Here is a 25,566-nt window from a genome sequence, read left to right as displayed (position 1 = left end):
CTACGTCCAGCGGGCGGCGAAGGCGTCGCGCGCGGCGACGGTACGGGCGAGCCGGGGGCTCAGGCGGACGGTGTCGATGCCGGGGGCGCGCAGCAGCTCTTCGAGGTGGGAGGCCATGTTCGCGAGATCGTCCCACTCGTGTTCCAGCGCGAACAGGGCGTCGAGCGAGGCGTCCACCGCCTCCCAGTCCCCCCGTACGGCCGCGCTCAGCATGGCCGCGTACTCGGGCATCTCGACCGCGAGGTCCACGGCCTGCGACAGCAGTCGCTCCAGCTCCCGCCACACCGGGACCCCGGCGTCCGCGCCCTCGGCCACCGTCACCGTCATGGCCCGCTGGAGCGTGCCGTACACCGGCTCCTCGACGCCGTACCGCTCGGCCACCGCCAGCGCCTCGGCCGACCGCCCGCCGCGGCGCAGCGCCTCGCACCGCTCCCCCAGGTCGTCGTTGTCGGCGGTGGTCAGCTCGTCCAGCCGGCGCAGGGCCTCCTCGTGTCTGCCCAGGAGCAGGCTCATGGTCACCGCTCTGCGCCGGGCGTGGTCCGCGTCCGGGTACAGCTCGACGCACCGCACGAGATCGGCGTGCGCCCGCTCCGGGCGGCCCGCGGCCTGTGCCGTCCTCGCCCGGCAGTAGTACGCCCACGAGCCGTCCGGATCGAGCTCCAGGGATCTGTCCAGATCGGCGAAGGCGTCACCGTAACGGCCGAGGGCGTGGTGGGCGCTGCCGCGCCGGGTGAGCGCCCAGGTGTCGTCGGGCCGGCGGTTCAGCACCTCGGTGAGATCGGCGACCGCCCCCTCGTGCTGTCCGGCGTTGGCCCGGGCGTCTCCTCGCTCCCTGCGGATCCACAGGATGTCCGGATCGGCGTCGACGGCGCGCTCCAGATCGGCCAACGCGCCTGTGGCGTCGTCGAGTTCCTGGCGCAGCCGGGCACGGTGCGCCAAGGCCCAGGCGTACTCGGGGTCCAGTTCGATCGCACGGTCCAGATCGGCGCGCGCCTCGGCGTGCCGCCCCAGCAGATGGCGGACAGCCCCACGGCCCGCCTGGGCCGAGGCGTGATCGGCGTCGAGTTCCAGAGCGCGGGTCAACTCCCGTTCCGCGTCCTCGTTCCGGTCGACGAGCCGGTACGCCTCGCCGCGCTCGGAGGCGATCCAGGCGTTGTCCGGCGCCAGTTCGGCCGCACGGTCCAGATCCGCGAAGCACCGGCCGGCTTCCCCCGTCTCGCGCAGCAGGCGGGATCTGCGGACGAGCGCCCACAGATACTCCTCGTCCAGTTCCAGGGCGCGGCCGAGATCGGCCAGCGCGGCGGCGTGCCGCCCCAGCGCGTACTGGGCGACGCCCCGGGAGGCGACGGCGTACGCGTCGGTCGGGTCGAGCGCCAGGACACGGTCCAGCAGATCGACGGCGTCCTGGTGTCTGCCGACGAGCCGTAGCGTCTCCCCGTACTCTTCGAGGATCCAGATCGTGTCCGGGGCCAGTTCGTCGGCCCGGCGCAGATCGGCCAGGGCGGTCTCGTACGCCCCGTTCAACTGGTGCGTGAGGCCACGGCCGTAGTACGTGACGGGCTCGTCCGGGTCGAGGGCGAGCGACCGGTCGTACTCGGCCAGCGCCTGTTCGTACACGCCCGCCTGGCGCAGTTCCCGTCCGCGTACCGTGTGGGCCGCCGCGCGGCCCCGGGTGTCCAGACCCGGCCGGTCGAGCAGCAGGCCGAGGGCCGCCCGTACCCCTTCTTCCTCGTCGTCGAGGGCGGCCACCAACCGCTGTCCCCACTCCCGGGCCGCGGCGTCGTCGGTGTCCGCACCGGCCTCCGCCAGTACCTGCGCGGCGCGGCGGCCCGCCGCGGGGCTCTCTCGGCAGCCCTCGACCACATCCCGCAGCGCCCCGGGCAGCGCGCCGCGCGGGCCCGCGCACAGCGTGTGGTACGTCTCCTCGAAGCGCAGCGCGCGCCACTCGGCGCTCTCCCACACCTCGTCGGCCCGCAGGCCCGCTTCCTTTTCCTCGCGCCAGCGGGCGAAACACCTGGCGAGCGCCGCGTGCCGCTCGCTCCAGCCGCGCGGCGAACGGGTGCGCTGCAAGCGCAGCATGGGGGCGCGCACCACACCGTGGTACGAGACGCCCGTGTCCTTGCGGGTGACGAAGGGCAGGGCACGCAGCCAGTCGTAGAGCCCCGCCGCGTCCTCCGGCGCCGCCGCCCGGAAGATGTCCTCGTCCAGCCGACGGGGCAGGGCGCAGGCGAGAGCCGCGGCCCTCCGCACCGGGTCCTGCTCCCACTTGAGGAAGCGTTCGACGGCGGTGGCGCTGGGATCACCGACGTCGGCGCGGTCGGCCGGCTGGTTCTCGGCGAGCGTGGAGACGAGGACGGGCAGACCGCCGGAGAGCCGCAGCACCTCCTCGACCACGGTTTCGTCCGTGACATCCTTGGCCGTGAGCAGTTGGCGCGCCTCGTGCTCCGTAAAGGGTTCGAGTCGCTGGTGGGTCATGAAGTCCCCGAAGACGCCCCAGCGAGCGGTGTCGAACGGGCGCTGCCCCGCGAGGGTGACGATGACCTGGGCGGGCAGCGCGCCGTACCGTTCCGTCGTCATCAGGTCGCGCAGCCAGGCGTCCAGGAAGGGCGCGGTGCGTTCGTATGTGTCGAAGAAGAGCGCGATCCAGGGGACGCGGCGGGCGACCTCGGCCAGCTCGGTGACGAGTACGGGAGTGAGCACCCGGTCCGGCGCCAGCACGAGCTGCACGTCCTCCTGGTCGCGGAGGCGCGCGCTCAGCGTGGCCCGCAACCGGTCGGCCCCCGCCGCGAGTTGTACGGTGTCGAGCGCTCCGGCGAAGGCACCGACAACCGGCACCATGCCGAGCCCGATCACGCCCGCCGTCACCGCGGCCGTGCTCGCGGCCGACGGCTGCTGCGGCTGCGACCGCCGCTGCGGCTCCACGGACTGCGGGGACTGCGGCGACTGCGGCGCCGTCTGATCGACGGGCGCGGCCGATGAGGACTCCGCCTCGTGCCGCCGCTGCCGGTAGGTCGCGAGCAGCCGGTCCAGCTGCTTCAGTGGATGCCCTTGTCCGGCGAGCTGTTCGCCGAGCACGGCCAGCGCCTCCGGGACACTGCTCACGGACTCGTCGACATAGCAGGTCAGGGCCCCGCATTCGCGCGCGGTCTGCTCCAACTCCCTTACCAGGAACGTCTTTCCCACCCCCGCGTTCCCGTGGATGTGGAAGAGGAAGCGATGCCGCTCGTCGTCCGGCGGGACGTCGAAGTTGGCGCGGAAAGCGCCCAGTTCGTCACGGCGGCCGATGAAGCCCGCCCTCCGGCGCCGCCTGATCAGCTCGGCCATCGACACCTGTGCTCGCGCCATGCGCCCCTCCACGTCCCCCGACGAAGGGCCCCGTACGACCCCGAAACCCGTGGGCACCCCCGGCGCCCCCGCGCACCCAGTCTGGCAGGAGCGGCAGCGGTTCCGCATGGTCCGTTCACCCGCCGCCGCGGGTGAACGGACCACGTACCCTCGGCCGCTCAGCCTTCCTCGCCGCCTGCGGCCAGCAGCGGCAACAGCTCCGGCAGATGTCCGTCCGAAGCCGCCGCCGCCCGTACCCGCTCCTCCGGGACCTCGCCGTACAGCGTCGTCCGCGGCTTCGCCGGGCGGCCAGCCGCGTCCGCGATGGCGACGAGGTCCTTGACCGAGCGGTACGAGCCGTAACTGGAGCCCGCCATCCGGGAGATGGTCTCCTCCATGAGCGTGCCGCCCAGATCGTTCGCGCCGGAACGGAGCATCTCCGCCGCGCCCTCCGTGCCCAGCTTCACCCAGCTCGTCTGGATATTGGTGATGTGCGGGTGCAGGAGGAGCCTGGCCATCGCCATGACCGCGCGGTTCTCGCGGTCCGTCGGGCCGGGGCGGGCGATGCCGGCCAGGTAGACCGGGGCGTTGGTGTGGATGAAGGGGAGCGTCACGAACTCCGTGAAGCCGCCCGTCTCCTGCTGGATCCGGGCGAGCGTACGGAAGTGGCCGAGCCAGTGCCGCGGCTGGTCGACATGGCCGTACATCATCGTGGAACTGGACCGGATGCCCAGTTCATGGGCGGTCTTGATGACCTCGATCCAGGTCGCCGTCGGCAGCTTGCCCTTGGTGAGGATCCAGCGCACCTCGTCGTCGAGGATCTCCGCCGCCGTGCCCGGGATCGAGTCGAGTCCGGCCTCCTTCGCCGCCGTCAGCCACTCGCGGATCGACAGACCGGTGCGCGAGGCGCCGTTGACGACCTCCATCGGGGAGAAGGCGTGGACGTGCATGCCGGGGACGCGTTCCTTCACGGCGCGCGCGATGTCGAAGTACGCCGTGCCGGGGAGGTCCGGGTGGATCCCGCCCTGCATGCAGACCTCGATGGCGCCGACCTCCCACGCCTGCTGGGCGCGGTCCGCGACCTGGTCCAGGGAGAGGGTGTACGCGTCGGCGTCCGTGCGGCGCTGCGCGAAGGCGCAGAAGCGGCAGCCGGTGTAGCAGACATTGGTGAAGTTGATATTGCGCGTGACGATGTACGTGACGTCGTCGCCGACCACGTCCCTGCGCAGCTCGTCCGCGATCCGGGTCAGCGCGTCGAGCGCCGGGCCGTCCGCGTGGAGGAGCGCGAGCGCCTGGTCGTCGGTGAGCCTCACCGGGTCGTCGGCGGCCTGGGAGAGGGCCGACCGTACGTCCGTGTCGATACGGGAGGGCACCATGCCGGGGGCCGCGGCCTCGCGCAGCGCCTCCCAGTCGCCGTACACCTCGTCGAAGTCGTCGCGCCGGTCGGCGGTGCGGCCCTCGGTGTCGATCGTGCGGTGCAGATCTGTCCGGCCGGTGGCGGTGAAGCCCTCGTCGGGCTCCTGCCAGGGCAGCCCGGCCGGTCGCGTGTCCTCGCGGGCGAGGCCCGTCTCGGGGTCGGCCAGCGCCCGTACGTGCGGCATCAGCCGGGGGTCGAGCCAGGGCTCACCGCGCGCGATGAACTCCGGGTAGATGGTGAGCCGCTCGCGCAGCGCGAAGCCGGACTCGGCGGTACGCGCGGCCAGTTCGTCGATGTGCGGCCAGGGGCGTTCGGGGTTGACATGGTCGGGGGTGAGCGGCGAGACGCCGCCCCAGTCGTCGATGCCCGCGCCGATGAGCAGCGCGTACTCCGCGTCGACGAGATTGGGCGGGGCCTGGATACGGGCGGCCGGGCCGAGGACGTGCCGGGTCACGGCGATGGCCGCCGCCAGCTCCTCCAGCTCGGCGTCCGGCATCCCGCGCATCGCGGTGTCCGGCTTGGCGCGGAAGTTCTGGACGATGACTTCCTGGATACCGTGGTACGCCCGCTGGACGCGCCGGAGTTCGAAGAGGGCGTCGGCGCGCTCCTCGTACGACTCCCCGATCCCGATCAGCACGCCGGTGGTGAACGGGACGTTGGAGCGGCCCGCGTCCTCCAGCACCCGCAGCCGTACGGCGGGCTCCTTGTCCGGCGAGCCGTGGTGCGGGCCGCCGGGCTCGGACCAGAGCCGGGTGGCGGTGGTCTCCAGCATCATGCCCATGCTGGGCGCGACGGGCTTGAGCCGCTGGAGATCGGTCCAGGAGAGGACGCCCGGGTTGAGATGGGGCAGCAGCCCGGTCTCCTCCAGGACGCGGATCGCCATGGCGCGGACATACGCGAGGGTGTCGTCGTACCCCTCCGCCTCCAGCCACTCCCTGGCCTCGGGCCACCGGTCCTCGGGCTTGTCGCCGAGCGTGAACAGCGCTTCCTTGCAGCCGAGTTCGGCGCCCTGGCGCGCGATCTCCAGCACCTCGTCGGGCGAGAGGAACATGCCGTGCCCGGCGCGGCGCAGCTTGCCGGGGACGGTGACGAAGGTGCAGTAGTGGCACACGTCCCGGCACAGCCGCGTCAGCGGGATGAAGACCTTCCGGGAGTACGTGATGACGCCGGGCCGGCCGGCCGCCGCCAGGCCCGCGTCCCGCACCCGCGCGGCGGACGCGGCGAGGTCGGTGAGGTCGTCGCCGCGCGCCTGGAGCAGCACGGCGGCCTCCGCGACATCCAGCGCGACCCCGTCCCGCGCGCGCTTGAGCGCCCGCCGCATGGCGTTGGCGGTGGGGCCCGCCGTTCCGCCGGGTTCCGCCGGTGTCGCCGGTCGTCCGGTCCGCTCTCCGGCGGGCCGGGGGGTGTTCGGTCGTCCTGTTCCGGGTTCCTCAGGCACGCGCGTCGTCATCCTCCGAGAATACGTTCGGCGTCGTGGCCTGCCACGACACGGGACCGGGGACGTGATCGCCCCGTACACGTCAAAGTCCTGGACCGTTCTCGGTCATCTGCCAACCCCCTTTCCTTGCCCCCTGGTTCACGGCTCAATACCAGAGTTCGAACGCACGAATCGGGGGTCACGTCTGTGACCACCTGTCCCTCTCGGCACCCTGGGAGCCGCCGGCATGTGCAAGGACCACGCAGACACCCACGACGCCCGCCACGACAGCGCGATCGCCCGACGAGGTCTTCTGGTGACGGGAGCCGCCGCCGCGCTTACGTTGAGTACCGTGAGCTTCGCCAACGCGGCCCCTTCCGGACCTTCCGGAACCCCCGTGCCCTCCGGCTCCTCCGGCGCGGACGGCAACGGGTCCGGAGAGCAGACCAGAACCGTCCGCGGCACGCTGCCGCCCGGCTCCCCCGACTTCGTCCATCTGCCCGTCGAGGTGCCGCGCGGGGTCCGCGAGATCCATGTCGCCTACTCCTACGAGCGCCCCGCCATGCCGGCCGGCACCCAGGGCAACGCCCTCGACATCGGCATCTTCGACGAGCGCGGCACGCAGCTCGGCGGCAAGGGCTTCCGCGGCTGGTCGGGCGGCGCCCGCACCGAGTTCTTCCTGCGCGCCGAAGCGGCCACCCCCGGCTATCTCCCCGGCCCGGTGAACGCGGGCACCTGGCACATCGCGCTCGGCCCGTACACCGTCGCCCCGCAGGGCCTGGCGTACGAGGTGACGATCACGCTGAAGTACGGCACCCCCGGCGAGACGCCGAAGCCCGTGTACCCGCCGGAGCGCGCCAAGGGGCGCGGCCGGGCGTGGTACCGCGGTGACTGCCATATCCACTCCGTCCACTCCGACGGCAGGCGCACGCCCGCCGAGATCGCCGCGCTCGCCAGGACCGCGGGCCTCGACTTCATCAACACCAGCGAGCACAACACGCATTCCGCGCACAGCGCCTGGGACGGCCTGTGGGGCGACGACCTGCTGATCCTCACCGGCGAGGAGGTCACCACCCGCAACGGACACGTCGTGGCGCTGGGCATGGACGGCGGTACGTTCATCGACTGGCGCTACCGCGCCCGCGACAACCGCTTCGGCCACTACGCCCGCGAGATCCGCCGCGCCGGCGGTCTGGTCGTCCCCGCCCACCCCCACGCCACCTGCATCGGCTGCAACTGGAAGTTCGGCTTCGGCGACGCCGACGCCGTGGAGGTCTGGAACGGCCCGTACACGGTCGACGACGAGGTCTCCCTCGCGGACTGGGACAACACCCTGGTCTCCGCGGCCCGTTCGGGCCGCCCCTGGACCCCCGCGATGGGCAGCAGCGACTCCCACCGCGACCCCGACCCCATCGGCACCCCGCAGACCGTCGTCCTGGCCGACGACCTCACCCGCGACGCCATCGTCGCCGGCATCCGCGCGGGCCACAGCTATGTCGCCGAGTCCTCCGCGGTCTCCCTGGCGTTCGGCGCGGCGGGCGGCCGGGGCAAGCACGCGGGCATCGGCGACCGACTGCGCGTCGGCGCGGACGAACCGGTGACGGTACGCCTGGACGTCACCGGCGCCCCCGGCTGCACCACCCACTTCGTCACCGACCAGGGCACCCTCCACACGACCACCCTCCCGGAATCCGGCACGGGCACGGTCGAATGGCGCACCACCCCGGCCTACGCCACCTACGTACGCGCGGAGGTACGCCACGCCCCGAAGACCCCGGGCCTCCCGGGCGCGCTCGCGGCCTTCACGAACCCGGTCTTCCTCGGGGAGTGACGACGGGCCGAAACGGGAAGCCCCGGCCGACACCCATCACAGGTGTCGGCCGGGGCAACTCAATGAGGAGTAGGGGCTTTATCGGGTCGCACCGTGGGGCCATAGGACGGTGACGGGCACACCTACGCGTTCCGCGTACGCCACGACGTCGGCGGTGCCACCGTATCCCCGGGCCGGCAGGCCGTCCCAAACGGCGAGAACGACGTCGGAGAGGCCGACGAGGATCTCGCTTCCTGCCTGGTGCGCCTCCGAGGTGGATTCGGTCATTCCCGTGTGGTGGGTATCAGAGGCGCTGGAGAACAGCGCGTCGTATTCCGCGTGATGCCAGTCGGGGAGGTCCTGTCGGTACTGGGCTGCCGGGATGACGACCTCGATGTTCCCGCCGGCGTCGAGGACCGCTTGAGCCCACCACGCGTCCGGGCCGTCGGCGATACAGCTGATCCCGACGAGGTCGCGTACGTCGAGCGTGGCGATCTGTTCGGCGAGCATGGCCTTTACTTGCTGCTCGATCTCCTTCGACAGGCCACGGTGTCCAGTGATGCCCACACGCATGGTGTGCCCCCTACAGGTAAGCGGTGTGTAGCTGGTTGTCGAATTCGCGCACATTACTCGGTGGCGAGGTTGCCGCGTAGGAACGTCGGAGGACGCGGGCCCTTTCTGCGATCTTTCCGGAGCGAAGCCGTATCCCCTCGGCGAGTGCTCGGCCGGCCAGGGTGAAAGCCGCTTCGGCGTCCCCTGCGGCGAGGTACCGCGTAGCAACGTCCAACGTGAGAAGAGCGCGTTGCTTGTCGTGTCCACCACTGAGAGCGGTGGCGATTGTTTCGTCACTTACCCTCATACGATGCACCGTACCGAGCCGCGCGGCACAAGTGATGCGGCAGGCCGCAACCTTCCGTTCGTCGAAGGCGAAGATCCAGGGCCACGCGACAGGTTCGGCGTCAGGGATCCGAGCTGTGTGCTGCTCACATGCCTGGAGGGCTTTGCCGCACGCTTGGTGAGCGCCGGCTGACGCATGGGCAATTGCTTCGATCGAGGAGAGCCATGCGGCAGCGAGCGGAGGCATGTTCGGGCCAAGCTGGTGCCGGGCGTGGGTGACAAGGCGCAGCGCCTCGTGCGGGTTCCCGGTATCTGCTTCGAAGGAAGCAAGCGAGCCAGTCTGGTAGGCGCACAGCAGGACGTTGTTGGCCCCTCTCGCAGCTCCGATCGCTGATCCGTACCACCGTCGAGCTGAGCCGTGGTCAGCCATGTCCCACGCCAGCCACGCGGCGAAGGACGCCGCCTCAGATCCGACGGAAGCCATACGCGCACGGTGCGTCGCATCGGGGGCAAGATCGGCGACCGTCTGGATCAGCCGTAGGTGACCTTGCACTGTCTCAGCCAGGCTGCGCGAGGCAATCGTGGCGTCCAGTCGGCGGTAGGAGCTGGTGGCCATCCGCAGGGCGGCTGCCTGCGAGTTGTCCCACTCAGGCTGTGCAAGTGATGACACGACCGATGCGAGCGGCTGCGCTGTCGCCGCGACGGCGGCGGCCAGGAATTCCCGTCGTTCCACAGGAGGGTGTCCGTTCATTTGGTGGTTGGCGAGGCCAACCAGTTCGAACGGTAGTCCAAGGGCGTTGGCGGCGCTCGCCAAGATTGTCGTGTTGTAGGCGCCGACGCCTCGGTTTTCCAGGCGGGAAACGGCCGCTTGGGACATGTCGCAGGAGTCGGCGAGATCCTCTTGTGTCGATCCTGCAATCTGTCTCGCGCGCTGAATCACTCGGCCGTAGTCCCCGGCCTGAGACGCGTCCTTGAGATCGCCGAAGGCGTGCCAGTCAATGTTCTCTCTCCCCACGTTAGACAGCATCCCACCTCGGACAACCCGCGGATATGCACATCGTGAATATCGCCATCCGCCTGGTGAATGTGACGTGGCAGCAATGGAGTTGGCGCGGTTTGCTTGAGATCTCTTGGAGACCCGAGCGCGGCCGGTTCGGTACCCGGCTGCCGGTTAGGGGGACCTGTGATTGTCACGAGAACAGAGCCAGTGGACACCGTTTCCGTGGCCCGTGAGTGGTCGATGAACTACACGATGGTGCACGGCTCGGTGCGTCTCGCACGCATACATGTCCGCCGCCACCTGACGGTGATGCGCTGGCGAGGCGACGTGGAGGACGCGGCGCTCATCGTGTCCGAGCTGGTGACCAACGCGATCAACCACGGCCGGATCTCGGGGCATCTGCTGACGGTGCGCGCGGCGGTGTTGGAAGACGGCGGTCTCTTCATCGATGTGTCCGAGCCGGTGGGGGCATTCCCACGTTTCACCGAACTGAGCTGTCCACCGGGCGATGTCGAGGGCGGTCGGGGGCTTGCGGTGGTCCATGGTCTGGGCGCTTCCCTCTCCTGGTTCTTGCGCCAAGGCGATGGAAAGACGGTCCGTGCCCAACTCTGACGGAAGACACAGTCTCGACATGTGCGAGCAAGCCCCTGGAACGGCGGGCCGTACGGCCGAACTTGAGGCCACGGTCCACAGCGGTGGCTTCTGGCGCCTCGTGCCCGAATCCGTCCCCCGGATGTACGACCCGGTGACAAGGGCGCTCCTGGAGCGCGTACTCCACGGACTGAACGGACTGAGACGAGAGGCGAAATGACACACAGCATGGCGCGGAAGGTCCTGGCCCAGCTGACGGAGGAGTTCGGTACGGACGGCCTCCTCGCCATCCCGAAGTGCGCACCCGGAGGGGAGAACACCGACCTCGTACCCGGGTCGGCGCTGCGCTGGCCTCCGTGTGAATGCGGGCATTCACTCTGCCCCGATTACGCGCCTCCGGAATGAGAGCGCGATCGGCACCGGGAGAGCCGGAGCCCCACCACCCATGGCGACCGCATCGGGTCAGGGTCGCATCGCCGTCTACGGAAGGTACGTAAACCCCCGCTCCGGCCGGACTCCCGGCGAAGGAATTGCCGACCGGAACGGGTCGGGCCACAAGGGCCCAGCACTGCACCAATCGGCCCTGCCCGGACAGACCGGGCGCCGATAAGGCACAGGAGGTCACCATGCGACACCTGATGGAGCCGGTCAAGGCCGGCGGAGAGGACACCAGCGAGGACGATGGCAAGGGCGGCAGCCCTTCCGGTGGCTGCGGTGACGGCGACGGCTGCGGTCGGAAGTAACGGCACATCGTTGAACCGGGCGGCCCCGCACATCGGGCGGGGCCGCCTGCCGAACGCCAAGGAGAGAAGTGGCTCCGCACCACCACGCGTACGTATGGCTCGGCCACGGAGACGTATTGGTGAAACCGGGGGACGCCCATCGTCGCGCGGGACACCCGGAATTCCCGTCCGCCCAGGTGATGCCGCTCGAAATCGCGGACTGGCTGCTCAAATCCGCGGCCCGGATCGAGGCGACGTTCACCGAGCCGAAAGAGGCTGCCAACTGGTACGCCGAGCAACTGGCGCAGCACACCGAGACCTTCGCGGGCACTTACGCTCCGACGGCCGACCGCGAGGAGATCACACGGCGCTTGGCGGCCGGTGAGGATGTCGTGGGGGGGCTGGTGGCTGACTGGAGGCCGATTCCTCTCCGTCAATCTGGTTGCGTGCAGTCCGCACCGGGTGCGCCCGGAGTACGCGTGTCCGGCGCGATAGCAGATGCGGGCGCCGGTCATGCCGACGAAGCCCAGGAAGTGCTCGGGCTCGGCGGGCGGCAGCCTAGACCTTCGGGCCCGGCTTCCAGTCCTGAACGAGGAGGCCGAGCAGCACCTCGTCCAGGAACTCGCCCATCACCCAGGCCGAGGAGCGCAGCAGGCCCTCGCGGACGAAGCCGTTGCGTTCGGCGGAGCGCAGCATCGCGGCGTTGTCCGACAGCGTCTCGATCTGCAGCCGCCGCAGGCCGCGCACGACGAAACCGTAGTGGCAGAGCACGGCGACCACGTCGGTGCCGTAACCCATGCCCCGGGAGGACGGCAGCAGCCCCAGCCCGATGTGCGCGGACCGGTGGTGGTTGTCGATGTCCCACAGCACCGCGGTGCCGACCAGCGTGCCGCCGTCCAGCTCCACCACGGAGAACGGGACGTGCCGCTGCTCCTCGTTGTCCACCGCGAACTTCGAGTCCTTCGACCCGGGGGTGATCGGCCGCCACGGTCGGCCATCGGCCCGCGAGTGGCCGGCCACGTCTTCGTAGAGCTCGGTCTCCAGGATCGGGATGTCGTCGTCATGCCGAGCCCTGAGCCCGACCTTGCTGCCCCTTAGCATGCAGGCTTCCTATCCAATCGGGTCGGCCGGAGGCAAACCAATAAGAGGTCGTCTCAGCTGAGGTGACGGCGACCCGGCACGGACATCATCGAGGTCGGCGAGCACGGCATGCGGAAGGCCGCCTATCACGTCTCGGGCCGCCGGGTCTTCGTCCACCGGGTCATGGAAACCTCGATCCGGTGGGCCACGGCCGTCAGGTCCGCCGTCCCGTCCACTCCGTGAGGGCGCGGCTCAGGCCCGTCGGGTCGGGGTGGTCGGCCGCCCAGGCGATATAGCCGTCGGGCCGGATGAGCAGCGTACGCGTGGCGCTGCGCGCGGACTCGGTGTAGACCGCGGGTCCGTCGGCCGGCACCACCGACCGTACGCGTTCGTCCCCGCGCGGTCCCACCACCACGAACCGGCCCGCGCGCAATGCCTCGTACAGCCGTCCGGACGACAGGGCCAGGTCGGGGGCGCGCCTGCCGGCCAGTGGGTGGGCGCCGCGCGGGGAGGGGTACGCGATGCCGATGCCGGTGACCATGCGCATCACGCGGTCGCTGAACGGGTGTGCGCGGGCGAGGAGTTGGGAGCCGACCGACCGCAGGGCGCGCAGTGGGGCGGAGCGGGTCAGGGCGAGCCGGATGATGGCCCCGCTGGTACGCACCACCATGGCGCCGACCGGGTGGCGTTCCTTCTCGTACGTATCGAGCAGCGCGTCGCCCGCCCGGCCGTCGAGCACGGCCGACAGCTTCCAGCCGAGGTTCGCGGCATCCTGGAGGCCGGTGTTCATGCCCATGCCGCCCGCCGGGGAATGGACGTGCGCGGCGTCGCCCGCGAGGAGGACGCGCCCCACGCGGTAGTGCGGCGCCTGCCGTTCGTCGCTGTGGAAGCGCGAGATCCAGCGCGGGCTGTGCATGCCGTAGTCGGAGCCGAGCGCCTGCTGGGCGGCTTCCCTCACCTCGTCGAGATCGGCGGGCGCGCTGTCGGGGAGTTGCCGGTCGCGGTTCCAGCCCATGACGCGGTACCAGCCGTCGCCGAACGAGCCGATCAGCGCGAAGAAGTCGCCCTCGGCGTCGGCCATCAGCGGGGCGGGCGGTGCCTCGGTCAGCCGGACGTCGGCCAGCACCATGGAGCGGATGACGGCGGAGCCGGGGAAGGGCAGTCCGAGGGAGCGGCGGACGGTACTGGAGGCGCCGTCCGTGCCGACGGCATAGGAGGCGCGAAGCGTACGGACCCCGGCCCCGGCGCCGGACCCGGACCTGGCGCCCGACTCCGACCCGGCCCCGTGCCCCACCCCGCCGAGCCCGCCGCCCGCCCGTACCTCCACCTCCGCGCCGTCCGCGTCCTGCCGTACGCCGGTCACCTCGGTGTCGTACAGGAAGGTGACCCCGGCCTCGCGGGCGCGCCGTTCGAGCAGTCGCTCCACCTCGTACTGTCCGACGACCAGGACGAACGGGAAGCGGCTGCGCAGCCGGGTCAGATCAATGGCCGTCCGCGTGAGCAACCGCAGTTCCCGCACCGGATATCCGCGCGCCACCAGTTCGTCGGCGAGCCCGCGCGCGTCCAGTTGCTCCAGCGAGCGGGCGTGGACGGCGAGAGCGCGCGTGAGATTTCCGACGGCTTCCGGGCGGCGTTCGACCAGGGTCACGGAGTGTCCGGCGACCGCGAGATCCCCCGCGAGCAGCAGCCCGGTCGGACCGGCACCCACCACGATCACATCGGTCATGGCCGCTGCCTCCTCATCGTCCTCACCGGTATCGGTCACCGTCATACCAATACCCTTGGGGCAACTGAAGACCGGCGCTCCGTGCCAGATCAGTCAATGGCCGTCCCGATCCTGTCGAGGGCTTGTGCAGACACCCACTCACTGCTGACGCGCAGCCGCCGACAAGGCAGACTGTCGAGGGCGATACCGGCAGTGGCAGGGGCAGGGGGAGCTATGGAACGTGACGGCGGGCCGCGCGTACCGGAGCAGCGCGCTCCGGCCGTGCTGGGTGACTCCGGCGAGCTGCGCTTCAGCGTGCTCGGACCGGTGCGCGCCTGGCGCGGCGGCGAGCCGGTGCCGCCCGGATCGCCGCAGCAACGCGCCCTGCTGGCAGCCCTGTTGCTGCGCGACGGACGTACCGCCACGGCCGGTGAACTCATCGACGCGCTCTGGGGCGTCGAACCGCCCTCGCAGGCGCTGGCCGCCGTACGGACCTACGCCTCGCGCCTGCGCAAGAAGCTCTCCCCCGGCGTGCTGGTCACCGAGGCGGGCGGCTACGCCGTGCGGAACCGGCCGGACCTGCTGGACCTGAACGTGGCTCAGGAGCTGGCCACGGACGCGGAGAAGGCCCGCGCCGCCGGGGACCGCAACCAGGCCCGCGCGCTGCTCAACAAGTCGCTGGGGCTGTGGGACGGCGAGGCGCTGGCCTCCGTACCCGGGCCGTACGCCGAGACACAGCGCGCCCGGCTGGAGGAGTGGCGCCTCCAGCTCACCGAGAACCGGCTCGATCTGGACCTGGAGGTCGGCTGCCACGCGGAGGCCGTCTCCGAGCTGACCGTGCTGACCGCCGCGCATCCGCTGCGCGAGCGGCTGCGCGAACTGCTCATGCTGGCGCTCTACCGCAGCGGCCGGCAGGCGGAGGCGCTCGCCGTCTACGCGGACACGCGGCGGCTGCTCGCCGAGGACCTGGGGGTCGACCCGCGCCCCGAGCTGTCCCAGCTCCAGCAGCGCATCCTCCAGGCGGACGCCGAACTGGCCCGCCCCGTCGAGGAGTCCGTGCCGGCGCACACCTTCCTGCGCCCCGCCCAACTCCCGGCGACGGTGCCCGACTTCACCGGCCGCGTGTCCTTCGTACGGGAGCTGGGCAAGCGGCTGTCCACGGTCGAGGGGTCCGTGATGGCGGTCTCCGCGCTCGCGGGCATCGGGGGCGTCGGCAAGACGACCCTGGCGGTGCATGTCGCGCACGCGGCGCGGACGTCGTTCCCCGACGGCCAGCTGTACGTGGACCTCCAGGGCGCGGGCACCCGGGCGGCGGAACCGGAGTACGTACTGGGCTCGTTCCTGCGGGCCCTCGGCACGCCCGACACCGCGATCCCCGACTCCCTCGACGAACGCTCCGCGCTCTACCGCTCGGCGCTCGACGGCCGGCGCATCCTGGTCCTGCTGGACAACGCCCGCGACGCCGCGCAGGTCCGCCCGCTGCTGCCGGGTACGGAGGGCTGCGCGGCGCTGGTCACCAGCCGGGTCAGGATGGTGGATCTGGCGGGCGCGCATCTCGTCGACCTCGATGTGATGTCGCCGGAGGAGGCGCTTCAGCTCTTCACCCGGATCGTCGGCGAGGAGCGGGTCGGTGCCGAGCGCAAGGCGGCGCTGGATGTCGTCGCGGCGTGCGGTTTCCTTCCGCTGGCGATCCGGATCGCGGCGTCCCGGCTGGCGGCCCGCCGCACGTGGACGGTCTCGGTCCTGGCGGCGAAGCTCGCCGACGAGCGGCGCCGGCTGGACGAACTCCAGGCGGGCGACCTCGCGGTCAAGGCGACCTTCGAACTCGGCTACGGCGCCCTGGACCGGGCCCAGGCGCGCGCCTTCCGGCTGCTCGGCCTGGCCGACGGCCCCGACCTCTCGCTGGCCGCGGCGGCGGCCGTACTGGACCTGCCGCTGCACGACGCCGAGGACCTGCTGGAGTCGCTGGTCGACACCTCCCTGCTGGAATCCGCGGCGCCGGGCCGCTACCGCTACCACGACCTGGTCCGCCTCTACGCGCGTGCCTGCGCGGAACGCGACGAACAGCCGCCCTCGGAGCGGGAGGCGGCGCTCTCGCGGCTGCTGGACTTCTACCTGGCGACGGCCGCGAACGTATACGCCCTGGAGCGCCCGGGGGACCGCCTGGTGGACCACCTGGAGCCGACGTCGTACGAGGGCCTGTCCTTCACCGACCGGCACGACGCGCAGGACTGGCTGTACGCGGAGGCCAACTGCCTGCTGGCGTTCGTACGCCAGTGCTCGGGCGCGCTGACGCTGCGCCGGGCGGTGGATCTCCTGTGGGCCTGCGTCGACCTGGCCGAGTCCGGCGCCAACTCCAAGCAGTACGAGGAGGCCGCCACCGTCCTCCGGGAGGCCGCCCACGCGGCGGGCGACCAGCGGGCCGAGGCCCGCGCGCTGGTGATTCTGGCCAACGTCCACCAGCTGGTGGGCCGCTTCGAGGAGGCGGACAGCGAGGCCGGGCAGGCGCACCGGCTCGCGGAGGCGGCACAGGACCCGCTGCCCAGCTGCTGGGCAGCGAACGCCCGGGGCGTCATCGCGCTCTTCCAGGGCCGGCACGCCGAGGGCGAGAAGTATCTGACGCGCTCCCTGGAGCGGTTCCGGGCGGCCGGGGACCGCGCCGGTGAGGCGAGCGCCCTGTGCAACCTCTCGCGTATCCGGCTGGCGACCGGGCGTACGTCCAGCGCCGTCGCCCTGGCCCAGCAGGGCATAGACATATACGACGGTCTGGGGCACTCCCTGCGCGGCGCGAACGGCCGCTACGCGCTGGGGCTCGCGCTCACCCAGGCCGGACAGCTCGGCGACGCCACCCAGCGGCTGCACGAGGCACTGGTCGTCTTCCGGGACAGCCGGCAGCGGCTGTGGGAGGGCATGACGCTCTGCCGGCTGGCCGAAGCCGATCTGGAGGGGCACAAGCCGGCCCAGGCCGCGTCCAACGCCGAGATGGCACTGACGGTCCTGCGCGGCATCGGCGGGGAGTGGCGGCGCGGGAACGTGCTCACGGTCCTGGGCCGGGCACTGCACGGCATCGGGCAGACCGGCCGGGCCCAGGTCTGCTGGCGCGAGGCGCTGTCCCTCTACGAGGACCTCGGTTCGCCCGAGGCGGCGGGCGTACGCGAGCTGCTCTCACCGGCCGCCGCGGCGTGATCGGCCTGGTCCGCACCGGCCGCAGCGGCGTGATCCCGGCGTGAACCTCGGCCCCCGGGGGGGCGTTCATCGTTCGTTTATCGCCATCCGCCACTCTGGTTCACGTCGAGCCGTCGTATCGGGGGGCAGACGGAACGACACGGACCGGCGCACGGTAACCGGTCCCCGAGGTGCCCGGCCGACGGCTTCCGGGGGAGCTGTCGGACGGGCATCTCCCAGCCCATCACGCACATGTTGAAAACAGGGGAGATATCGACCATGGGTGACAAGCAGAAGGACGAGCCGGTACTCAAGCCGAAGGACATCCACGCGACGTCCACCGGCGGCGAGAACACCGTCAAGGACATCCATGCCACAGGCGGCGAGGCCACCACACAGGGCGACATCCACGCCACTGGTGAACCTGCCTGAGCCAGACCTCTTCGACGGGGGTGACGACCGCGGCGGCGCGGAGGGGGAGCCGTCGCGGTCGTGGCATGTCCGGATATCACCGCTAGCCGGCGTGGCCAACGCGCCTACGCTTCAAGGGTCCCTGCCGCAAAGGATTTGAGATGACACTCGTCAAGCGCATTCTGGTCACCACGGCTCTGGCAGCCGCGGCGGCCGCGGGTTCGGCGGCGCCGGCCCTCGCGGCCGACAGCCACGTCACGGTCGCCTCTCAGGACCGCGGCGACATACCCGTCGTCGTCACCCCTCAGGACGTGCACGCCACCTGAGGCGGACCACGCACGAAGAGGCGGGCCGGGCACTGTCGCCCGGCCCGCCTCGATCGCTTTCCAGTGCCCGGCAGGGCGCTAGCTCTGGACCGTCGCCTCGCACTTCCGTACCCGCGAGACCTGCTTCGGGCTGTCCATCGGGACCCGGACCGTCGTCGTCTCGCTGCCGTCCAGCTCCACCTTCGTGTCGCCGTAGTCGACGACCGAGCCCGACGCGTCCTCGAACGTCACGTCGACCTCGTACGTGTCCGTCGGACCGGGCGCGGCCGACACCTGCACGGTCGCGTAGGTGACGGCCTTCCGCTTGCCCTTCGCCCTGCTGACGCAGGTGACGATCCGTGCCTCGGCGCCGGCCGTCGCCGTGGGGGTCGGGTCGTACGAGCTGCCGGACGAGCCGTAGTCGTCGTCGGAGTCATAGTCCGAGCCCGAACGCGAGCCCGAGTACGAGCCGTTGCTCTTCTTCGAGTTGGAGCAGCCGCCACCCCCGCCGCTGCCGCCGCTCGATCCCCTGCTCTTGCCGCTTTTGCCGCTCTTGCCGCCCGTGGAGGACGAGAAGCCCGTCAGGGCCAGCACCACCACGACCAGTACGGCCGCGATTTTCAGACGTCGACGCATCACGGTCGAGTCACTCCCCCGTTGTACTCATTCACCCGATGGCCCAGGGGCTGACCTGCCCATGGACCTGTCAATCGCGCGCGACACCCTAGCAGTTGGGCCTCGGGCGCCCTCGGCGGTGTGGCGGGCACCTCGTGGTCGCGTGGCGGGGGCCGGATACGCGGCGTAGCGTCGCCTGCGGAGCACGATCACGCACCGCGAAGGAGGGCCGGCGATGGTCCGTAACATCCTCGGCTCGCTGCTCGCTCTCATCGGAGCGGCCGCCGCCGTCCTCAGCCCCTTCCGTCCCTGGTACGACGGCCGGGAGGGGAGCGACTACCCCGTCACCGACCTGTTCAACGGCATCTCGGGCGGCGGTTCCCACGTCCTCGTCTCGCTCGCGCTGCCCTTCTTCTTCGCCGCCCTGGTCACGCTGTTCGGCGTGGTGCTGCGCTCGCGCGCGCTCGTGGGACTGGCCGGTCTCACCGTGCTCGGCTTCACGGTCCTGTGGATGGTGCGCCAGGGCCAGTCGGCGGACGGCCTCGGGGTCGGCGCCAACGGTACGAGCCTGGGCACCGGCGTCGCGTACGCCGCCGGGGGCGGGATCGTGCTGCTGCTGGCCGCGCTGGTGATGAGCGGCCGCCGGGCCGCCCGGCGGTGGAACCGCGAGCCCCGGTACGACTACGAGCCCCCGCGCCCGCAGCAGTACGAGACGCCGCAGCAGTACCCGCCCCCGTATCAGGCCGCGTATCAGCCCCCGTACGAGCAGCAGTACCAGCCGCAGTACGGGCCGCCGCAGTACGAGCAGACGCGGCAGGAGCAGCCGCAGTACGGGCCCCAGCACCGCTATGACCCGTACGGATACCAGCCGTACGACTACGAGCCCCAGCCTCCGCCGTCCTCACCCCCGGAGGAGTGGTCCCACGACGGCAACACCCAGTCGCTCCCCCGGATCACCGACGAGCCATGGAGCCCCAGCTCCACCCCGCCGCAGGGACCGCCGCCCGAAGAACCGCCCGACGCGCCCCGGTCCCGCTGACCGCCGGGACCAACGGGGAACGCCGGGACCACCGGGACCACCCGGAACGCCGGGACCGCCGACCCCTCTGGAGCCGCCGGCGAACGGCGCCCGGCCCGCTGCCTCGCCGCTCCCCCGCCGCTATCTCGACCCGCGCCCCGTCGCCGTCCCCTTCACCGCGTCCAGCGCGTACACGCACCGGTCCTTGCTGCACGCGTACACCACACCCCGCCGCGCCACGGGCGAGCCCGTGATCTCGCCGCCCGTCGCCAGCTTCCAGCGCAGCTGGCCGCCGCTCGCGTCGAGCGTGTAGAGGACATGGTCGGCCGAGCCGAAGTGCAGCCGGCCGTCGGCGACGACCGGCGCGCCGATGACCTCGCCGCCCGCCGCGAAGCGCCACTTGGGCGTGCCCGTCACCGCGTCCAGCGTGTAGAGCGCGCTGCCGCTGCCGACGTGGATATTGCCGTCCGCGACCAGCACCGGTTCGATCGACTGCCGGGACTCCGTCGCGATGCGCCAGCGGTCCTTGCCGGTGGTGGCGTCCAGCGCGTACACCGTGCCCAGATAGTCCGCGAGATAGACGCCGCCGCCGGTCACGGCCGGGCCCGGCGCGAAGGCCGGCGGGGAGAGGAAGACCGCGGGCGCCTCGAAGTGCCAGCGCACATGGCCACTGGCCAGATCGATGGAGAGCACGCGCGTACCGGCCGAGACATACAACTGGCCGTCGGCGGCGGGCCGTACCCGCACCGGCACGCCCCCGCAGGAGGCGGCGTCCCCGATGGGGTACGACCACAGCTCGGCGCCCGTGCGCGCGTCCAGCGCCAGCAGCCGGGCGTCCCTCCACACGTAGACCGTGCCGTCATGGATCGCGGGCCCGGCCTCCGGAGTCTCGAAGTCCGTCTGCGCCCCGGCGGTCTCCCACAGCTTGTCGCCGTTCGATGCCTCCCACGCCTGGACGCCGCCGCCGCGCGTGCCGGTGACGACCGTGCCCCGGTCGACCTTCAGCGAGTACACCCAGGCGTCCGTCTGGAGCCGCCAGCGCTCGGTGCCGTCCGCGCCGTCGAGCGCGTACAGCGTCGGCCCGTCCGAGGCGTGGATCCGGCCGCCCGCGACGGCCATCGCCCAGGCCACGTCCCTGGTCTTGAACTGGCGGCGTCCACTGCCCACATCGAGCGCGTGCACCTCGAAGGAGGTGACGTAGAGCAGATCGCCGTCGACGACCGGCGTGCCCCAGACGTCGTTGGACATCCGGAACCGCCAGGGCCGCCAGCGGCCGGGAGCGCCGTCGGGCGGCTGGGCCGGCGAAGGCACCGGCGGAGCGGCCGGGGCGGGCGCCGGGCCGGCGGGCGCCTCCGCGCCGGTCAGCCCGGCGGGCGGGCGGATCCAGCCGGTGGCGGGTCCCGCCTCGGCGACGCCGACGCGCGTGTCCGCGACCCGTGGGCCGGGGCCGATCGGCACCGGCGACCCGGGCAGCCGGAGCGGGCCGTCCGGGGGCGCGGAGCGGGGCGCGTGCGGCAGGGCGGGCGGCGACATCGCGGCCGACGCCTCGGACCGGCCGGCGTGCTGGTTCTCGTGCCCGCCACCGCCCTGCCGTGCCCCGTCGGGCCGCCACGCGGCGTCCCAGTCGGGGGTCGCCCGCGCGGGCACCGGCGGCTCGTGCGCGGGCCTCGGCGGTACGGCGGCGGGACCCGCGGGCCGGACGGCGGGCGCGGGCCCCCGGCCACCGGCCCGGCGGCGCTCGATCATCGCCGTGGCGAGATCCGGCAGCCACGCCGAGGCCGTACCGCTGTCGTCGCCGCCCGAGGCGAAGAGATGCGGGGCCAGCTGCGCCTGGAGGTCGGCGGGCGTGGGCCGCTGGGAGGCGTCCATCTGCATGCACGCCTCGATGAGGGGTCTCAGCTCCTCCGGCAGCCCCGCCAGGTCCGGGCCCTCGCGCAGCAGCATGAAGACCGTCTCGACGGGGTTGGCACCGTGGAAGGGCGCGTGCCCGGTGGCGGCGAAGACGAGGGTCGAGCCGAGCGAGAAGATATCGCTGGCGCCCGTCACACTGCGCGAGTCGCGGGCCTGCTCGGGCGACATGTAGGCGGGCGTGCCCACGGCGACATTGGTCATGGTCAGCCGGGTGTTGGAGACCCCGGAGGCGATACCGAAGTCGATGACCCGGGGGCCGTCCTCCACCACGAGGACATTCGACGGCTTCATATCGCGATGGACGAGGCTGGCGCCATGGATCGACTGGAGCGCCTCCGCGATCCCCGCCGCCAGCCAGCGCACCGCCTGGGCCGGCATCGGACCGCACTCATTCACTATTTCTTCCAGCGAGGGGGCGGGCACATACGCCGTCGCCAGCCAGGGCACGGCGGCCCGGGGATCGGCGTCCACGACGGCCGCGGTGTAGAACCCGCTGACGGCGCGGGCGGCCTCCACCTCTCGCGTGAAGCGGACCCGGAACAGCTGGTCCTCGGCGAGCTCGGTACGTACCGTCTTGATCGCCACCCGGCGGCCGGACGCCGAGCGCGCGAGGTAGACCAGCCCCATGCCGCCGGCTCCGAGCCGCCCTAGCACCTCGAAAGGGCCGATGCGCCTCGGGTCGTGCTGCGTCAGCTGCTCCACTTGCGTGCCACCTCCCCGTACGGGCCACAAAGGTACGGCCCCGTGCCTCCTGATTCTTCCTGTCGGAGGCGACGGTTGCGAACCCGGGGGCGGATCGGGGTGTCTCATCCCGATCCGGACACTCATGTGCTTTCCTGCCCCGCCTCCCGCTCCGGCGCGGGCTCCGCCGCCGCTGTCGCGCCCTCCGCCGCCCCTGATTCCGCCCCCGGTTCCGCCCCCGATTCCCTTCCTGCCGCCGATTCCTCCCCTGCCGCCGGCTCCGGCTCGCGCTCCGGCTCGCGCTTCGGCTCGGCCAGGACGGCGAAGTACGCGCCCTGGTTGTCCAGCAGCCCCGCCATCCGTCCGTAGTCGATATCGAACGGCGGTGCGGTGATCCGGCCGCCGAGCCGGACGACCGTCTCCGCCGTCTCGTCGCAGTCGTCGACCGAGAAGTAGCTGAGGAAGTGGCCGGGCAGCTCCGCCGGGAACGCGTCCGTTATGACGCTGCGCCCGCCGATCGCGCTGTCCGCGCCCGGCTCGGAACCGGCCGGGGACCACAGCCGGAAGTCGACGCCGTCGCCCGGGAGATCCCTGCCCCGGAAGCCGAAGACCGTCTCGTAGAAGGGGTCGACGCGCTCCTTGTCCCTCGTATAGACCTCTGTCCAGCAGAAGGATCCCGGCAGGCCCGTCTTCTCGAAACCCAGGTCCTCGCCCGCCTGCCAGAACCCGAAGACCGCGCCGGCCGGATCCGCGGCCAGCGCCATCACACCGAACCGTCCGACGGCCATCGGCTCCCGCACCATCTGGCCGCCCGCCCGCCTGATCCGTTCGCTGAGCGCGTCGGCGTCCGGGGTGGCGAAGTAGATCGTCCATACGGTCGGCATCCGGCCGTCCCGCTTGGCGACGAGGCCCGCGACGCGTTTCCCGCCGCTGAACGCCAGGGTGTAGTGCCCGTCCTCCATGCCCCTGGCCCGGCCGAAGGTCCAGCCGAACAGCTCCCCGTAGAATCGCTTGCCCGCTTCCAGATCGGGGAGTGACACATCCACCCAGCACGGCGTGCCTTCCGCGAATGCGTCCATGTCCCGGACCCCTTCCGTAGGGACAAATAGAACAACCAATTCACTATCCCAGCGTGAACCCGCCGCCACCCCGAGTTATCCACCGAAGTTGTCCACAGGCTGTTGATAACACTATTCAAGCCCGCACCCGCGCCGTCCGCCTCCCGGATCTCCCCCGCGAACCGCCGCCCCGATCCCCCCGGGTCTCCCCGGGTCTCCCCGCGAGTCACGCGCCGCCCCCTGCGAACGATGGCCGATTCCCCATTTGCAGTCGGCCAAATCGCGCGTGGATCACCCCTCGGTAAGCTGACTGCATGACAGGACAAGTGCGCACCGTCGACGGCCGCGTGGCTGGTCGACGCGGGCAGGCGACGCGGCAGAAGCTGCTCGACTGCCTCGGCGAGATGCTCAGCTCCTCGCCGTACCGGGACGTCAAAGTCATCGACGTCGCCCGCAAGGCGGGCACGTCACCCGCGACCTTCTACCAGTACTTTCCGGACGTCGAGGGCGCCGTCCTTGAGATCGCCGAGGAAATGGCCAAGGAGGGCGCCGGGTTGACCGCGCTGGTCTCCGGCCGCTCCTGGGCCGGCAAGGCCGGCTGGCAGACGTCCGAGGAACTCGTCGACGGCTTCCTCGACTTCTGGCGCAGACACGACGCCATCCTCCGGGTGGTCGATCTGGGCGCGGCGGAGGGCGACAAGCGGTTCAACAAGATCCGTCTGAAGATCCTGAACTCCGTGACCGGTTCCCTCACCGAGTCCGTGAAGGAGCTTCAGTCCAAGGGCAGGGTCGACAAGGACATCAACCCCGCGGCGCTGGCCGGCTCGCTGGTCGTGCTGCTCGCCTCGGTGGCCGCGCACCAGAAGGGCTTCCAGAGCTGGGGCGTGAAGCAGGCCGAACTGCGGCCTACGCTCGCCCAGTTGGTCCATCTGGGCGTCACCGGCAAGAAGCCCGCGAAGTAACACGCTCCAGAAGTAACGCGCTCCACCCGAAGCACCCCGCCGAAGCGGGCCGGCGCATGGACCGGCGGCCACGGTACGCACGTACCGCGCGCCCCTTCTCCGCCGCGCGCCCCTCCCCCCGTTCTGTCACTCCGGCGGCAGCAGCCGTTCCACCAGCGCTCCGATCAGCGCACCCGCCTCCTCTGCCGGGAACACCCCCGGAAGCGTCAGCTGCTCCACCACCAGCCAGTTGGTGGCCAGATAGATCATCTTGACCGCATCGGCGTCGCCGGGCAGACCGGCGTCCAGATGGTGCCGGACATTGGCCTCGACATCCGTGCGCACCCGCTCGGTCAGCACCGCGCGCAGCGCGGGGCGGCGGGTGGCCTCCAGCCGCAGTTCGAGCAGGGCGAGATAGCCCGTACGGAACGCGGCGACGCGCCCCACCACCGCACGGACCAGCTCCACGACCCGTTCACGGGTGGCCGGTCCCGCCGCCATGGCCGCCATCGTCGCGTCGTCCGGACGCATCCGCTCATAGATCCGGCCGCCGGCCTGGGTGAGCAGATCATCGCGACTGGCGAAGTAGTTGGACGCGGTGCCGTTGGGGACGCGCGCCTCGGTGTCCACGGCCCGGAAGGTCAGCCCGCGCGCGCCGTCACGGGCGAGCACCTCGATGGCCGCGTCCACGAGCGCCGCGCGCCGTGCCAGGTTCTGCCGCATGGAGCACCGCCCTCTCTCGAACTTCCCGCACTTCTCGCACCCGTCGGACGCGTCGGACCGTCGGACCGTCGGACCACTCCAAGCGTAGTGACTAGGCAGGGAAGGAAACGGCGACGGCCGAACGGACGGGATTGAATGGGCCGCATGGACGACGACGACCGGCGGCAAGAGACCTTCCGCGCCCTGCTGCGCGCCCAGCCCGTCTGGGACACCGAACTGCCCGCGTTCGATCCGTCGGACGCGCCCGTCGAGCCGCTGCCGCTGTTCCACCGCTGGTTCGCCGAGGCGGTGGCCGCCGGCCAGCCGGAGCCGCACACGATGACGCTCGCGACCGCCGACGAGCGGGGCAGGCCCGACGTACGGACCCTGATGCTGCATGACGCGGACGCGCGGGGCTGGCACTTCGCCTCGCACGCGACCAGCCGCAAGGGACGCCAGCTGGCCGCGCGCCCCGAGGCCGCGCTCGCCTTCTACTGGGCGGCGCAGGGACGTGCCGTACGCCTGCGGGGCGCGGTCCGTACGGCCGGCGCCGAGGAGAGCGGCGCGGATCTGCGGGTCCGCTCCACGGGCGCGCTCGCCTCCGCGCTGGTGGGGCGGCAGAGCGAAGTCCTGGGCTCGGCCGAGGAGTTGGCGGAGGCGAGCGCGGCGGCGTGGGAGCGGGCGCGGCGGGAGCCGGACGCCGAGGCGCCGTCCTGGACCGCGTACGCGCTCGTACCCGACGAGGTGGAGTTCTTCCAGGGCGACGCGGGCAGACAGCATGTGCGGCTGCGCTACCGGCGCGAAGGGGGCCTGTGGGTACGGGAGTTGCTCTGGCCGTGAGCGTCGTCGGCGTCCG

The 25,566-nt window shown here is 71.7% G+C and carries 19 protein-coding genes; 9 read left to right on the top strand and 10 right to left on the bottom strand.

The window, feature by feature from the left end; all coding sequences use genetic code 11:
* Together ACFRKB_RS15945 and ACFRKB_RS15940 are read right to left on the bottom strand one after the other, a co-directional pair.
* A complete protein-coding gene (locus tag ACFRKB_RS15945; protein ID WP_383106379.1) occupies nucleotides 1-3,345 on the bottom strand; it encodes a tetratricopeptide repeat protein in 3,345 nt (1,114 codons plus the stop codon).
* Between the two features lie 158 nt (nucleotides 3,346-3,503).
* Nucleotides 3,504-6,179 (bottom strand): bifunctional FO biosynthesis protein CofGH, encoded by a 2,676-nt coding sequence (locus ACFRKB_RS15940; RefSeq protein WP_383106378.1) that lies wholly within the window; start codon nucleotides 6,177-6,179, stop codon nucleotides 3,504-3,506.
* A 226-nt stretch (nucleotides 6,180-6,405) separates the two neighbouring features.
* Here ACFRKB_RS15940 and ACFRKB_RS15935 point away from each other — a divergent pair, with 226 nt between their 5' ends.
* A complete protein-coding gene (locus ACFRKB_RS15935) occupies nucleotides 6,406-7,989 on the top strand; it encodes a CehA/McbA family metallohydrolase (RefSeq protein WP_383106377.1) in 1,584 nt (527 codons plus the stop codon).
* A gap of 78 nt (nucleotides 7,990-8,067) precedes the next feature.
* Here ACFRKB_RS15935 and ACFRKB_RS15930 read toward each other — a convergent pair whose 3' ends face one another.
* Both ACFRKB_RS15930 and ACFRKB_RS15925 read right to left on the bottom strand, forming a co-directional pair.
* Nucleotides 8,068-8,541 carry a hypothetical protein gene (locus ACFRKB_RS15930; protein ID WP_383106376.1) on the bottom strand — a complete coding sequence of 158 codons (474 nt, stop codon included), beginning with the start codon at nucleotides 8,539-8,541 and terminating at the stop codon, nucleotides 8,068-8,070.
* Nucleotides 8,542-8,551: 10 nt separating this feature from the next.
* Nucleotides 8,552-9,832: a helix-turn-helix domain-containing protein gene (locus ACFRKB_RS15925; RefSeq protein ID WP_383106375.1), complete on the bottom strand. Its 1,281-nt coding sequence runs from the start codon at nucleotides 9,830-9,832 to the stop codon at nucleotides 8,552-8,554.
* Between the two features lie 180 nt (nucleotides 9,833-10,012).
* On the opposite strand from ACFRKB_RS15925, the gene ACFRKB_RS15920 reads away from it, so the two are divergent.
* Both ACFRKB_RS15920 and ACFRKB_RS15915 read left to right on the top strand, forming a co-directional pair.
* Nucleotides 10,013-10,417, top strand: coding sequence for an ATP-binding protein (locus ACFRKB_RS15920; RefSeq protein WP_383106374.1), 405 nt, complete (start codon nucleotides 10,013-10,015; stop codon nucleotides 10,415-10,417).
* 19 nt (nucleotides 10,418-10,436) lie between these two features.
* The gene (locus ACFRKB_RS15915; RefSeq protein ID WP_383106373.1) at nucleotides 10,437-10,616 is read left to right on the top strand and encodes a hypothetical protein; all 180 of its coding nucleotides are present in this window, start codon (nucleotides 10,437-10,439) and stop codon (nucleotides 10,614-10,616) included.
* A 1,060-nt stretch (nucleotides 10,617-11,676) separates the two neighbouring features.
* Here the strand turns inward: ACFRKB_RS15915 and ACFRKB_RS15910 are convergent.
* Nucleotides 11,677-12,219, bottom strand: coding sequence for a GNAT family N-acetyltransferase (locus ACFRKB_RS15910; protein WP_383106372.1), 543 nt, complete (start codon nucleotides 12,217-12,219; stop codon nucleotides 11,677-11,679).
* A 193-nt stretch (nucleotides 12,220-12,412) separates the two neighbouring features.
* The gene (locus tag ACFRKB_RS15905; protein WP_383106370.1) at nucleotides 12,413-13,969 is read right to left on the bottom strand and encodes an FAD-dependent oxidoreductase; all 1,557 of its coding nucleotides are present in this window, start codon (nucleotides 13,967-13,969) and stop codon (nucleotides 12,413-12,415) included.
* 168 nt (nucleotides 13,970-14,137) lie between these two features.
* Here ACFRKB_RS15905 and ACFRKB_RS15900 point away from each other — a divergent pair, with 168 nt between their 5' ends.
* The 3 genes from ACFRKB_RS15900 (at nucleotide 14,138) to ACFRKB_RS15890 (ending at nucleotide 17,805) form a co-directional block, all read left to right on the top strand.
* Nucleotides 14,138-17,089, top strand: a complete 2,952-nt coding sequence (locus ACFRKB_RS15900; RefSeq protein ID WP_383106369.1) for an AfsR/SARP family transcriptional regulator — start codon at nucleotides 14,138-14,140, stop codon at nucleotides 17,087-17,089.
* A 258-nt stretch (nucleotides 17,090-17,347) separates the two neighbouring features.
* Nucleotides 17,348-17,500, top strand: a complete 153-nt coding sequence (locus tag ACFRKB_RS15895) for a hypothetical protein (protein ID WP_365976056.1) — start codon at nucleotides 17,348-17,350, stop codon at nucleotides 17,498-17,500.
* 140 nt (nucleotides 17,501-17,640) lie between these two features.
* The gene (locus ACFRKB_RS15890) at nucleotides 17,641-17,805 is read left to right on the top strand and encodes a hypothetical protein (RefSeq protein WP_383106368.1); all 165 of its coding nucleotides are present in this window, start codon (nucleotides 17,641-17,643) and stop codon (nucleotides 17,803-17,805) included.
* Nucleotides 17,806-17,883: 78 nt separating this feature from the next.
* Here ACFRKB_RS15890 and ACFRKB_RS15885 read toward each other — a convergent pair whose 3' ends face one another.
* Complete coding sequence (locus ACFRKB_RS15885) at nucleotides 17,884-18,420, bottom strand: hypothetical protein (protein WP_383106400.1); 537 nt, start codon at nucleotides 18,418-18,420, stop codon at nucleotides 17,884-17,886.
* Nucleotides 18,421-18,634: 214 nt separating this feature from the next.
* Between ACFRKB_RS15885 and ACFRKB_RS15880 the strand changes: the two genes are divergently transcribed.
* Nucleotides 18,635-19,438, top strand: coding sequence for a hypothetical protein (locus ACFRKB_RS15880; protein ID WP_383106367.1), 804 nt, complete (start codon nucleotides 18,635-18,637; stop codon nucleotides 19,436-19,438).
* 120 nt (nucleotides 19,439-19,558) lie between these two features.
* On the opposite strand, the gene ACFRKB_RS15875 is transcribed toward ACFRKB_RS15880, so the two are convergent.
* Together ACFRKB_RS15875 and ACFRKB_RS15870 are read right to left on the bottom strand one after the other, a co-directional pair.
* A complete protein-coding gene (locus ACFRKB_RS15875) occupies nucleotides 19,559-22,030 on the bottom strand; it encodes an outer membrane protein assembly factor BamB family protein (protein ID WP_383106366.1) in 2,472 nt (823 codons plus the stop codon).
* Between the two features lie 122 nt (nucleotides 22,031-22,152).
* Complete coding sequence (locus ACFRKB_RS15870; protein ID WP_383106365.1) at nucleotides 22,153-23,088, bottom strand: VOC family protein; 936 nt, start codon at nucleotides 23,086-23,088, stop codon at nucleotides 22,153-22,155.
* Between the two features lie 293 nt (nucleotides 23,089-23,381).
* On the opposite strand from ACFRKB_RS15870, the gene ACFRKB_RS15865 reads away from it, so the two are divergent.
* Nucleotides 23,382-24,029 (top strand): TetR family transcriptional regulator, encoded by a 648-nt coding sequence (locus tag ACFRKB_RS15865; RefSeq protein ID WP_383106364.1) that lies wholly within the window; start codon nucleotides 23,382-23,384, stop codon nucleotides 24,027-24,029.
* A 126-nt stretch (nucleotides 24,030-24,155) separates the two neighbouring features.
* Here the strand turns inward: ACFRKB_RS15865 and ACFRKB_RS15860 are convergent, their stop codons facing one another.
* Nucleotides 24,156-24,731: a TetR/AcrR family transcriptional regulator gene (locus tag ACFRKB_RS15860; protein ID WP_383106363.1), complete on the bottom strand. Its 576-nt coding sequence runs from the start codon at nucleotides 24,729-24,731 to the stop codon at nucleotides 24,156-24,158.
* A 144-nt stretch (nucleotides 24,732-24,875) separates the two neighbouring features.
* Between ACFRKB_RS15860 and ACFRKB_RS15855 the strand changes: the two genes are divergently transcribed.
* Nucleotides 24,876-25,550 carry a pyridoxine/pyridoxamine 5'-phosphate oxidase gene (locus ACFRKB_RS15855; RefSeq protein ID WP_383106361.1) on the top strand — a complete coding sequence of 225 codons (675 nt, stop codon included), beginning with the start codon at nucleotides 24,876-24,878 and terminating at the stop codon, nucleotides 25,548-25,550.
* The last annotated feature ends 16 nt before the right edge of the window (nucleotides 25,551-25,566 follow it).

The sequence above is a fragment of the Streptomyces scopuliridis genome, assembly GCF_042790125.1.
In the GTDB taxonomy this organism is placed as follows: Bacteria; Actinomycetota; Actinomycetes; order Streptomycetales; family Streptomycetaceae; genus Streptomyces; species Streptomyces scopuliridis_A.
The sequence above is the reverse complement of the archived record's forward strand: the minus strand, read 5'-3'. Positions and strand labels throughout refer to the sequence as shown.

Excerpts from the sequence above, each read along its gene's own strand:
- ACFRKB_RS15885 (WP_383106400.1), bottom strand. The coding sequence starts at position 18,420 with ATGCGTCGACGTCTGAAAATCGCGGCCGTACTGGTCGTGGTGGTGCTG.
- ACFRKB_RS15865 (WP_383106364.1), top strand. The coding sequence starts at position 23,382 with ATGACAGGACAAGTGCGCACCGTCGACGGCCGCGTGGCTGGTCGACGC.
- ACFRKB_RS15870 (WP_383106365.1), bottom strand. The coding sequence starts at position 23,088 with ATGGACGCATTCGCGGAAGGCACGCCGTGCTGGGTGGATGTGTCACTC.
- ACFRKB_RS15890 (WP_383106368.1), top strand. The coding sequence starts at position 17,641 with ATGACACTCGTCAAGCGCATTCTGGTCACCACGGCTCTGGCAGCCGCG.
- ACFRKB_RS15930 (WP_383106376.1), bottom strand. The coding sequence starts at position 8,541 with ATGCGTGTGGGCATCACTGGACACCGTGGCCTGTCGAAGGAGATCGAG.
- ACFRKB_RS15935 (WP_383106377.1), top strand. The coding sequence starts at position 6,406 with ATGTGCAAGGACCACGCAGACACCCACGACGCCCGCCACGACAGCGCG.
- ACFRKB_RS15855 (WP_383106361.1), top strand. The coding sequence starts at position 24,876 with ATGGACGACGACGACCGGCGGCAAGAGACCTTCCGCGCCCTGCTGCGC.
- ACFRKB_RS15860 (WP_383106363.1), bottom strand. The coding sequence starts at position 24,731 with ATGCGGCAGAACCTGGCACGGCGCGCGGCGCTCGTGGACGCGGCCATC.
- ACFRKB_RS15915 (WP_383106373.1), top strand. The coding sequence starts at position 10,437 with ATGTGCGAGCAAGCCCCTGGAACGGCGGGCCGTACGGCCGAACTTGAG.
- ACFRKB_RS15945 (WP_383106379.1), bottom strand. The coding sequence starts at position 3,345 with ATGGCGCGAGCACAGGTGTCGATGGCCGAGCTGATCAGGCGGCGCCGG.
- ACFRKB_RS15880 (WP_383106367.1), top strand. The coding sequence starts at position 18,635 with ATGGTCCGTAACATCCTCGGCTCGCTGCTCGCTCTCATCGGAGCGGCC.
- ACFRKB_RS15925 (WP_383106375.1), bottom strand. The coding sequence starts at position 9,832 with ATGCTGTCTAACGTGGGGAGAGAGAACATTGACTGGCACGCCTTCGGC.
- ACFRKB_RS15905 (WP_383106370.1), bottom strand. The coding sequence starts at position 13,969 with ATGACGGTGACCGATACCGGTGAGGACGATGAGGAGGCAGCGGCCATG.
- ACFRKB_RS15900 (WP_383106369.1), top strand. The coding sequence starts at position 14,138 with ATGGAACGTGACGGCGGGCCGCGCGTACCGGAGCAGCGCGCTCCGGCC.
- ACFRKB_RS15895 (WP_365976056.1), top strand. The coding sequence starts at position 17,348 with ATGGGTGACAAGCAGAAGGACGAGCCGGTACTCAAGCCGAAGGACATC.
- ACFRKB_RS15910 (WP_383106372.1), bottom strand. The coding sequence starts at position 12,219 with ATGCTAAGGGGCAGCAAGGTCGGGCTCAGGGCTCGGCATGACGACGAC.